This is a genomic window from Massilia sp. BKSP1R2A-1 (genome assembly GCF_050586525.1).
Taxonomy (GTDB): Bacteria; Pseudomonadota; Gammaproteobacteria; order Burkholderiales; family Burkholderiaceae_D; genus Telluria.
The window spans coordinates 656,331-665,415 of the sequence record NZ_JBOBRE010000001.1 but is presented as its reverse complement, the minus strand read 5'-3'; the positions used below and the strand labels follow the sequence as shown (position 1 = coordinate 665,415).

15 protein-coding genes are annotated in these 9,085 nt (G+C 61.1%); 5 read left to right on the top strand and 10 right to left on the bottom strand.

Features of this window, described 5'->3' with window-relative positions; genetic code table 11:
* Position 1: 1 nt before the first annotated feature.
* Genes ACQ7JA_RS03100 through ACQ7JA_RS03090 form a run of 3 tightly spaced genes read right to left on the bottom strand, consistent with a single transcriptional unit; the run spans position 2 to position 743 of the window.
* Positions 2-298, bottom strand: coding sequence for a hypothetical protein (locus ACQ7JA_RS03100; protein ID WP_430894430.1), 297 nt, complete (start codon positions 296-298; stop codon positions 2-4).
* On the bottom strand, positions 295-555 hold the full coding sequence (locus ACQ7JA_RS03095; protein WP_430894429.1) for a hypothetical protein: 261 nt from the start codon (positions 553-555) through the stop codon (positions 295-297). The genes ACQ7JA_RS03100 and ACQ7JA_RS03095 overlap by 4 nt, the downstream gene beginning before the upstream one ends.
* Positions 552-743 (bottom strand): hypothetical protein, encoded by a 192-nt coding sequence (locus ACQ7JA_RS03090; protein WP_430894428.1) that lies wholly within the window; start codon positions 741-743, stop codon positions 552-554. Before ACQ7JA_RS03090 ends, ACQ7JA_RS03095 begins: the two co-directional genes overlap by 4 nt.
* A 168-nt stretch (positions 744-911) precedes the next feature.
* On the opposite strand from ACQ7JA_RS03090, the gene ACQ7JA_RS03085 reads away from it, so the two are divergent.
* From ACQ7JA_RS03085 to ACQ7JA_RS03075, 3 genes are all read left to right on the top strand, one after another.
* Positions 912-1,088 (top strand): type II toxin-antitoxin system HicA family toxin, encoded by a 177-nt coding sequence (locus ACQ7JA_RS03085; protein ID WP_430894427.1) that lies wholly within the window; start codon positions 912-914, stop codon positions 1,086-1,088.
* Positions 1,089-1,154: 66 nt separating this feature from the next.
* Entirely contained in the window at positions 1,155-1,571 is a 417-nt protein-coding gene (locus ACQ7JA_RS03080; RefSeq protein WP_430894426.1) for a type II toxin-antitoxin system HicB family antitoxin, read from the top strand.
* Positions 1,572-2,001: 430 nt separating this feature from the next.
* On the top strand, positions 2,002-2,250 hold the full coding sequence (locus ACQ7JA_RS03075; protein ID WP_430894425.1) for a hypothetical protein: 249 nt from the start codon (positions 2,002-2,004) through the stop codon (positions 2,248-2,250).
* Positions 2,251-2,379: 129 nt separating this feature from the next.
* Here ACQ7JA_RS03075 and ACQ7JA_RS03070 read toward each other — a convergent pair whose 3' ends face one another.
* Positions 2,380-3,036, bottom strand: a complete 657-nt coding sequence (locus tag ACQ7JA_RS03070) for a hypothetical protein (RefSeq protein ID WP_430894424.1) — start codon at positions 3,034-3,036, stop codon at positions 2,380-2,382.
* Positions 3,037-3,197: 161 nt separating this feature from the next.
* On the opposite strand from ACQ7JA_RS03070, the gene ACQ7JA_RS03065 reads away from it, so the two are divergent.
* Complete coding sequence (locus ACQ7JA_RS03065) at positions 3,198-3,440, top strand: hypothetical protein (protein WP_430894423.1); 243 nt, start codon at positions 3,198-3,200, stop codon at positions 3,438-3,440.
* Between the two features lie 4 nt (positions 3,441-3,444).
* Here ACQ7JA_RS03065 and ACQ7JA_RS03060 read toward each other — a convergent pair whose 3' ends face one another.
* The 6 genes from ACQ7JA_RS03060 to ACQ7JA_RS03035 all read right to left on the bottom strand — a co-directional run bounded on the left by ACQ7JA_RS03060 (position 3,445) and on the right by ACQ7JA_RS03035 (position 8,267).
* Positions 3,445-3,813: a hypothetical protein gene (locus tag ACQ7JA_RS03060; protein ID WP_430894422.1), complete on the bottom strand. Its 369-nt coding sequence runs from the start codon at positions 3,811-3,813 to the stop codon at positions 3,445-3,447.
* Positions 3,810-4,016, bottom strand: coding sequence for a hypothetical protein (locus ACQ7JA_RS03055; RefSeq protein WP_430894421.1), 207 nt, complete (start codon positions 4,014-4,016; stop codon positions 3,810-3,812). Before ACQ7JA_RS03055 ends, ACQ7JA_RS03060 begins: the two co-directional genes overlap by 4 nt.
* Positions 4,017-4,425: 409 nt before the next feature.
* Positions 4,426-5,382 carry a toprim domain-containing protein gene (locus ACQ7JA_RS03050; protein ID WP_430894420.1) on the bottom strand — a complete coding sequence of 319 codons (957 nt, stop codon included), beginning with the start codon at positions 5,380-5,382 and terminating at the stop codon, positions 4,426-4,428.
* Positions 5,379-6,848 (bottom strand): DEAD/DEAH box helicase family protein, encoded by a 1,470-nt coding sequence (locus ACQ7JA_RS03045; RefSeq protein WP_430894419.1) that lies wholly within the window; start codon positions 6,846-6,848, stop codon positions 5,379-5,381. The genes ACQ7JA_RS03050 and ACQ7JA_RS03045 overlap by 4 nt, the downstream gene beginning before the upstream one ends.
* Complete coding sequence (locus ACQ7JA_RS03040) at positions 6,845-7,846, bottom strand: ParB/RepB/Spo0J family partition protein (protein ID WP_430894525.1); 1,002 nt, start codon at positions 7,844-7,846, stop codon at positions 6,845-6,847. Before ACQ7JA_RS03040 ends, ACQ7JA_RS03045 begins: the two co-directional genes overlap by 4 nt.
* Before the next feature lie 199 nt (positions 7,847-8,045).
* Complete coding sequence (locus tag ACQ7JA_RS03035) at positions 8,046-8,267, bottom strand: transcriptional regulator (RefSeq protein ID WP_430894418.1); 222 nt, start codon at positions 8,265-8,267, stop codon at positions 8,046-8,048.
* Here ACQ7JA_RS03035 and ACQ7JA_RS03030 point away from each other — a divergent pair.
* Positions 8,163-9,080 carry a LexA family protein gene (locus tag ACQ7JA_RS03030; protein WP_430894417.1) on the top strand — a complete coding sequence of 306 codons (918 nt, stop codon included), beginning with the start codon at positions 8,163-8,165 and terminating at the stop codon, positions 9,078-9,080. The two genes, ACQ7JA_RS03035 and ACQ7JA_RS03030, sit on opposite strands and share 105 nt — an antisense overlap.
* Positions 9,081-9,085: the final 5 nt, after the last annotated feature.

Genomic DNA, 9,085 nt, shown 5'->3' with positions numbered 1-9,085 from the left:
GTCAGGGCAATCTGTTGGTTCGGTGCATGAACTCGCGGTGGGCAAGCTCTTTTCGCTGTGCCTCCCATGCGTCGTAACCCATGGCGTCGGCAGGATGCGCGGCTGGCTTGCGCGGACTGTCCAGCGCCACCAGCCCATAGCGGGCCAGCTCGGTGGCGAACAGGTCGCTTTCTGGTGCGTACTCGCATTCGACCGTGACAATCTGCCCGGCGCGCGCGTGAAGAGTGAACGCGCTGGTTTGCTTGGGCAGTCCCAGCGCCGCAACCAGCGCGCTTCCGATCTGGCTGGTGCGGATCATTGCGGCACCCAGATATCGTGGAGCTGGGCGGCGCGCTCTGGCGCGGGCGGGATGGTCTTCACGATCTCCACCAGCGTCATGCCACGCTGCCCATAGCCAAGTGCGCGCAGGTGCTCGAGGGCTTGCTCGTCCTCGGCCAAGCGGGTCGCCATCCTTTCAAGTGCCGTGGTGTCGGCCTCCTTAGCCAGAATCGCCGGGCGCGAGCCAAGCACGGCGCGCACCATCTGATCGCGGTAGATAAGCGCCAGGTCAGTCATGCTGTCTCCCTGATGATCTTGGGGTAGGTGCCGAGGCGCTCGACCAGGTGCTCACCCGGTACCGTCATAGGCCGCAACGCAGTGGCCACCAGCTGGCCGGCGTCGTTGTACAGGTGGAGCGGCTCGGCCTGGCGGCGCTGCTCCATGCCGTCGATCTCAACTCGCACGAACACAGGACCACGGGACATGAGCGCCTCAATAGAAAGTTGCCCGGCGCATTCCTGCGGGGGCGGCTGGAGCAAGCCTGATGCCGAGACAGAGCAGGAACAAAGTACACAAAAAAGATTACGAAAGCGCTTGCACATGTAATCATTTTTGATTACACTAGCATCACTGAAACAAACAACGGAGGGTCGGTGAAGCAAAGCGAGTTTGTGAAGTGGCTCAAGCAGTTCGGAGCGACTTTCGAGGAGGGTGCGAACCACACGAAAGTCAAACTGAACGGCAAGACAAGCTTCCTACCGAGACACCCGAGCAAGGAACTGAAAACGGGACTTGTCGAAGGTGTTAAGAAACAGCTGAACTTGAAGTGAGGGACGCCCCGAAAGGGGCTTCCTGTTCACCGACCAATCAATTCCTTACCCTATCAGAGGGCACTTATGAAATATCCTGCGATCTTCACCCCTGCCGACGAAGGCGGGTTCGTTGTCACCTTCCGCGATATTCCGGAAGCGATCACCCAGGGCGACGACGAGGCCGAGGCCTTGGCCATGGCGCGCGACGTCTTGCGCGAAGCGATGACCATCTACTTCGATGAGAAGCGGGCCGTCCCTCTTCCTTCGCGCGCCGCAAAAGGCGATCGACTTATCGATCTCCCGTTGAGCGTCGCTGCCAAGGTTCATCTGCTGAACGCGATGCTGGCGCAAGGCATCGCGCCGTCCGAACTGGCCCGGCGCTTGGGCACTACACGCCAAGAGGTGAACCGACTGACCGACCTGGAGCACGCGACCAAGATCGATCGCATCGCTGAAGCCATGGAAGCGATCGGCCACGAATTGACTTTGTCGGTGGCATGAAAAAAGCCCGCTCAGACGGCGGGCTTTGTAGGGACGAGCGACAGCATCAAAGGCTGGGGTACTGTCGCGACTTCCAGCTATCGGTGGCGCTCATGCGCACATTACGGGTGCTGGAAGAAAGGATAAGAGCTGATTAGCGCATCGTTTGTGTCCTGTAAGTGAAGCCTGAATAATACACGAAATTGCTGTGCGTATACAGTAGTGTTGGACGTGAAGTTCATTATCCAGAAAACTTTTTCAATTAAGTGACAGGTAGAGACTTTAAACCCATCGTTATTGTAAGTACTCCGTTTCATTACCCACCATAGGTAAAGTGCAGTGTTCGATTGAAGTAATAATCTCAGCATGGTACCGTTTCCTGGTCGCAAAAAAATGCGGCTTTACCTTTCCATGTGAACTGCTTTCCCTTTTCAACTAAAGAAAGACCAACATGAAACTGAAAAAAGCATCTCTCTTCGCGGCAGCGCTTGCCATCGTTACTGCCGCAGCCTACGCGGCACCGCCGTACGGATACACAAACATTTATTATAGCGATGCAAGTATGTCCCAGATCGTAGGCCAGTCCGAGTTCACGTGCTCTGGAAACTGGTACAGGATCGGCGAGGAAACTGATCACTTCGTAAGGATCAATGAGAACTATTGCCGCAAGAGCGGCTGGGACCTCGATCCGTGGAATTGATAGACCGATAATCGAAAAAGCGTATGTCGTCTAGTACACATACGCTTATAGTTCAATAAAGAACGTCAATTGTGTTGGATGCCACAAAAATTCCCAATGCAGCCCTCGGTAAATAGCTGAAACCTACTATTACCTTAGCTTGGAAGCCGCTCTTGCCGCGTGGCTCATGGCCATGTTGTGCAGCTCAGCGACCATGTCCTTGGTCCGCTCAAGCACGAAACCACCCTTCCCTTCGATCGGCGCTTCGCCGGTGCCGTTGCACGGCTTGCACACGCGGCGCTCGCTCAGGCCAGTGCCGTTGCAGCACTTGCACTTACTGTCCAGCCAGTGCGCCAGAGAGGCCTCGGCCACGGTGCGATACAGCTTCTGGGCGGAGGCTGCATCCCATGCGGTGTTTTCCGGGACCCACTTACGGCGGCGGCCGCGCTCCATCACGGCTTCGGTCCACAAGCGCAGCAGCGGCGCCAGGGCTGCAACGCTGCGCTCCAACTCTGCAGTGTCGCCTTCCAGCGCCTGCCGGCACTCGGCCTCACGTGCTGCGGCAGCGCCCTTCATCCGGGCCGCCTCCGCGAGTTCCTTCTCCAGCTGGGTGCGTGCGTTGATCGCGCGGGCCATGTTGCGGAGCGTGGTATCCGCGTACTTCGCGCGGTGCAGCAGCGCGCCGAGATCGCCGGCGCCGACGCACGCCATCGCGGCAGCGGTCAGAGGCTCAGCCTGATGGTGGCGCTCGTCGTCCTTGAGATTCGTGGCGCCGAGCGAGGCGATATAGCGGTCTGCGAATCCCATGATTTAACTCTTCCGTAAAAACGACCGAGCCAGCGTACCATGCCAAGAGGAATTTTTCCAGTAGTAAATGTTAAATTTGGGAAAATTTTCAGATGCCGGTCGTGCGAACTTGTTCGGACTCGTGCTATCTTTCCGTATCGCAACTATTTTATTCTTTCGCTATGAAATCTATTACCATCGGTGGCGTCCTCATTGCTGGCTACTTCATCTATCAAGCAACAGCCCTTGCAGCAATCTCCGAGATGATGTCCTCGAAAAAACAGTGTGAGGACACGATTCTGGAAGTGCTCAAATCTGCACATTCGATGAGCCCGAACAAGGCGACCGAAAAAATGATGGCAGGCTGCCAGCGCATGGAGAAAAACGCGGACACAGCAGAAAAGGTGCTGAAGGCACTTCCCTGACCTCTTAACGCACCTCGACCCTCACTGCGCCCGGCTTACCGCCGTACTCACGCCGGATCGTCACCGGCTCGAACTGGCTGTCGTTCACGCCCAGCGCGTCGGCCACGCCGTCGAGCATCGGCTTGCAGGCCGCCAGCAGGTTGTCGCGGTCGCGGGCGCGGCGGTCGGGCTGGATGAACGTGATCACCAGCGCCAGCTCCCTGCCCTGCTCAACGCGCCGGCCTGCGAGCGCCGCGGTCGTCAGCCAGGCAGCATCGCGGCGCGCCTTCTTGCGCTTATCGGCGGTGGCCGCCCAGTGCGTCCCCTTCGAGCTGTTCGGGTTCAAGCGGCGATCCGGGAACGGCAGCATCACGACCAGCGGCGCGGTGCTCATGCCATCTCCAGCTGCGCGGGCTGCTGCTGGCGCTGCTGGGCAGCTTCGTAGCAGTCCACCAGGATCTTGTGCCAGTCGTCCCGCGCGCTCCAGTAGGTGCGGCGGCAGTGGGTCACGTCGTTCTGATCGAACTCTCCCATCTGCACCAGGGCAGCCATGCGCCGTTCGATCTTGTCGGGCAGCGCGCGCATTTTCTCGTTCACGTTTCGTTCGGCCATAGTTGTCATTTAGAGGGGTTGGTTGGACCCCTCAAGCTGTGGAAGTGGTTGTAAGGGGTGTCTTGCGGCCCCCGAGCAAAATCAGCAAAAACTTTCATCGAAAGTGGCGTGTTCGCGGGTGGTCAATTCCGCTGCGGTACGCCCAGGCCGCCCCCTCGCCCTTTCGATCGACGCACTCTCTGGCGAATGCGCCTGCCAAACGGGCCAAGCATTCCAACTCTGTACCTCTGTTCGGTCCGGCCTGTGCTCTCAGGCCTCGCCAAGGCCCCCTCTGCGCCTTGTTCTCGCTGTGCCCTGGTGGTCGTCAGTGGCGGCCGGTCTTTATGCGGTGTGGGCCGATGCCATGCCCTTGCTCGTTTTTTTGAGGTGTCGCCCGCTCCACCTGGTGCTGGCGCTAATTGACGCGCATCAGCTTCGCCTCCCGCATCACCTTCAGCTTCACGTCGGCGAATGCGGCGGCCTGTATCTGGGTCACGGAGCGCTTGCGGCTGAAGCTGAACGACTGGCCGGCGACGGCAAGTTCCATCTGCTCCATGACGTAGTCGTTCCAGTCGGTCCCGGCACACGTCGGGTAGGCCACGCCGACGCCCAGCACTGCAGCTGCTGCGCGCGCGCCGTCGAGGCCCGGGTTGCGGCCGATGCGCTTCTCGGTCTCGTGGTCGTTGTCGGCGCAAACGACGCCCATGCCGTGGCGCTTCATGCGCGTGGCGACCTCCACCAGGTTCCCGGCGTTGAAGGCCACGATCACGCGGCAGTTCGGGACGGCTTGGAAGATCGTCAGGCCGGTGGCGAAGCCTTCGACCAGGACGGTGACGGCGGCGCCCTGGCGCTCGATGACGTAGTAGGCGCACTTGGTGGTCGCGCCGAAGTGGAATTTCTTCTCGCCCTCTGGCGAGATCCGCTGCACGCTGAGAATCTTGTCGTTGTAGAGCATGGGCACGACGAGCCAACCTGCCGTGTCGACGCGCAGGCCCAGGCAGCCGGCCACGCCCAGGCCTTTGCCGGCCAGGTATGGGTGGCTGTCGCGCAGCGGCGCGCAGGCAGCGTAGAAGGCGCGCGCGCCGAGTGTCGCCTCGATCAGCGCGCGGCGACGTTCCAGCTGGCGGCGGGCAATCGCGGCCCGGTCGATGGGCGCGGCCAGCGCAGCGCCATCATTGGCGCGCCACATGATCGGCTCGACGTGCGCGGCATAGTCTTGGCACCAGCCGACCAAGCCGTCGTCGGCCAGCTTGATGCTGCCGTTCTTCTTGCGCGGGTGGCTCTCGGTGCTGCAGCGAATCCAGCGCCCAGGCGTGAACGTGTCGGGCACGATGATGCCGTTGGCCCGCGCGAAGTTCAGGAAGTCGTTCACTTGCGCGCGCCCTTTGCGAATGCGATATCGCGCGACTTGACCCACTTCAGCACCTCGGGCGACGGCACCATGACGACAGGCTCGTTGAAGTCGGGCCAGCTGCCGAACTTCTCCTTGTACTTGTGCGAGACCCAGCCGGGCTTACGGCCCTTCTCGAGGGCGATGTGGTTCAGCTGCGCGAAGAACTCGCGCTTCTCCTGCTGGGTCGGTGGCGCCGGCTTCGTGCCGCCCTTCACTTCGTGCAGGGAGCCGGCGACGTGCTCGACCGGCTGCTTTTTCTTGTACGAGTGGCCGCATGACGGGCAGGCCGGCATTGCGGTGTGAACGTGCTTGCAGTTCGGGCAGGTGACCGGCTTCTTCTCGCCGGGCGTGACCTTGACCTGCTTCTTCTTCATGCCGTCGTCCAGTTCGGTGATGCCCTTCTCCAGGAAGTGCTGCATCGCGCCCCAGAAGCGCACGCAGTTCCCGCTGTGGTCGAGGACGATGCATTCCTTTTTGCCCGGATGGATTCGCAGGCCGCGGCCCAGGATCTGGATGTGCTCGGCCAGGCTGGACTTGAGCGGGCGCGCCATGATGATGACCTCGACGTCGGACACGTCGAACCCCTTGCTGAGGGCGCTGACGCTGATCAGGCCGCGCACGCTGCTGTCGGGTTTGCGGAACTCTTCGACCAGCGGGTCGCGCGCGGCGTCGTCGGTGCGGTAGGTGTACAGCTCGCTGACGACGCCGGCCGCGGCAAACTGGCGCTGCATTTCCTCGCAGTGTTCGACGTTGCACCCGAAGGCGATGAACTTCTTCCCCGCGGCGTGGCGCAGGTATTCTTCGACGCAGTCGCCGATGATCGGCATCGAGCGCTCAGCCGCGTCCTTGTCCGTCCACTCGCCGGCCCTGGTCTTGGCGCCGGTCATGTCCGGCGCGCTCGCCGCGTAGACGCGGAACGGCACCAGAAACCCGGCGGCGATGAGCTGGTTGGTGGTGATCACGGTGACGATGCCGTCGTACAGCTTGCCCAAGCCCTGGGTCATTGGGGTTGCGGTCAGGCCGATGACGACGGTATCCCGGCCGGCGAGGCGCTCGGCGACAGTCGCCTGGATCGCGTGGCACTCGTCCACGATGATGAGATCGGCGTCGGGCCATCCGCGCTTCGCGAGCGTCTGCGCGCTGGCCACCTGGACGCGCTCCCACGGCTTGAAGCGCCAGTGGTCGCCCTGGACCACGCCGTGCGGGATTCCGTACCTGTCGAAGGTCTCGCTGGTCTGGTTGATCAGCGCGATGCGGTCGGCGACGAACACGGCGCGTTTGCCCGCCTTGCCGTAGCACTCGGCGGTCAGGTATGAGGCGATGACGGTCTTGCCCCCACCAGTCGGCACCGAAAGGATCATGTTGCGCACGCCCTGACGGATCAGGTTGCGCAGGCCCTCGACGCTGTCGACCTGGTACGGGCGGAGATCAAACGATTGCTTCATGCGGCCCTCCGCTCGGACAGCGCTGGAAGGATTTCCGCATTCGATTCCACGCCCAGGGCGCGGCGAACCTTGGCCAGCATCTCGCTCGCGCGCTTCTCCGCCGTCTGGGCGTCGTGGGCCGTTTGCTGCAGCTGGCGATTCCGGCCGGCCAGCTGCTCAAACTTGAGCTTCCACTCGTCGGCAGCCGCGGCGATATCGTCACGGGTCAGGATCGCAATCCGCTCGTTCAGCGCCGCGATCTCGCCTTGAAGGGCGAGCTTTTCCTGCTCGAGAGCCTTGTTTTCGGCCACCACAAGATCAAACGGGTCTGGCTCAGGCTCGCCCCCAGGCGACTGCTCTGGCTGCTCGTCCGGTGCATCATGCTGGCCTACCTGCTGGGCGGCATTGAAGTCGGCCGCCGGCGAACCGGGCGACGCGTTCGGGAATGGCCAAGCTGGTGCCCTGGGCGTTTCCGCGACTTTCGGCGCCAGCTGCTCCAGCGCCTTCGGCAAGCTGATCTCGCCGTGTGCGACCTGCTTGGCCAGGTCCGGGGAAGCCTTGGCCACCTTGTCTGCCATCTTCTGGGTGCGCAAGCTGGCGCCAGATTGGGCTGCGCGATCGGCTGCCGTCTCCAATGGTGCACCGTTGCACTTTTGCGCGTCACCTTTGAAAGCAGGGTTGCCGACCGTCTGTGCCCGAGTCCAGTCCTGCGCGCTGGCGACGATAGCGGCCTGCTGGCCAGGTGTCAGGTGGCGGCGGTGCAGGTTCGCGGAAAGCACGAACGCGACCGGGTTCGCGCCGGTGAAGTCCTTGAGGATCGGCTCGATGCCCGCCTCAATACAAGCGCGGTAGCGATTGCCACCTTCCAGCACCTGTCCGTCATGCACAGTAATAGGCTCGAGCTGGCCGTTCGCGATGATGTCGGCCTTCAGCGCCTCGAACTCGGCGCCCTCCAGGCGGGGGAACAGTGTGCAGAGCGGATGGAGCTCAAGCACCAAGGGATTGCGAGCTGCTTCCATGTTCTTCACGCGCTCCGCAGGTCAAAGCATTGGAACGCGCGCTGCACCGCGAGGTCGCTGATCAGGCCCCAGTTGTACAGCGCCATGACGACGCGCTTGAGGAAGGATTTCATGCTGCTCTCCAAAATTTGGGCGTACAGGGGCCCTATCGCCGAGCGAATGAGCGGTCGGCGGCTATTGTTTGGGGTGGATCAGGAAGCTAGTTTGAACAGGACGTTGGCGGCTCGCCGAACACAGCTGGGTTCAGTTCGTATCGGGTAACTTGCCCGCTCAGCAGCGTTTCAACCTCCCTGCACCGCTCCCCAGGAACTGAACCTTGAGCGGCCCATTTTTGAACGGCTTGCGGGGTAAGGCCGAGAAGGCTCCCGAGCGCACTCTGACTACCCGCGATCCGAATCGCTTTTGCAATACCAGTTTCCATAGCGTTAGTCCGGTTCGATGTCTACAACTTTATGTTACAGCCGTTCCGGATCGATTACAACTTATTTTTGTGTTGCGCCGTACAACAAATAGTTGTAATGTGATGCCTATGGATACTATGGCAACCCGACTACAAGCGCTGCTCCAAGCAAAAAATGGCGGCAATCAATCTCAGTTTGCTCGCGTGCTCGGGGTGACGCCCCAGGCCGTTCAAAAGTGGGTGGCCGGGGTTACAGAGCCTCGAGGCAAAAATTTGGACGCTGCGGCTAAATTCTTTGGCGTCACCCCTTCTTATCTCAAGTTTGGGCTGGAGGGTGGCGAGGCTCAGGTCGGGTCAACTGCGGGCGGTCCGTCGCATTCTCAGCCTAGTTTTGACGAGAACGTTCGTCCTGCGCCCGCTGAGCTGCGTCCCATACCGGTAATCTCATCCATCCAGGCGGGAGCCTTGAGGGACATGGATAACCCGTATGAGCCTGGTGACGGGTACGCAGTCGAATATACGAGCGACACTAGGCTGTCACGCTGGGCTTTCGGACTCGACGTCGAAGGACACTCTATGGCACCGATGTTCCAACCAGGCGACCGCTTAATCGTGGATCCTGAGCTGACGCCGAATCCCGGCAATTTCGTCATCGCACGAAATGGCAGTAATCAGGCGACGTTCAAGAAATACCGCCCACGCGGGATTGATGCGAGCGGGAATATGGTTTTTGAGCTTGTTCCGCTAAACGACGATTACCCGGTGATGCGCAGCGATACGGAAAAGCTGACTGTGCTGGGTGTCGTCGTCGAGCATAGACATAAGTTGCGATAGAGGCG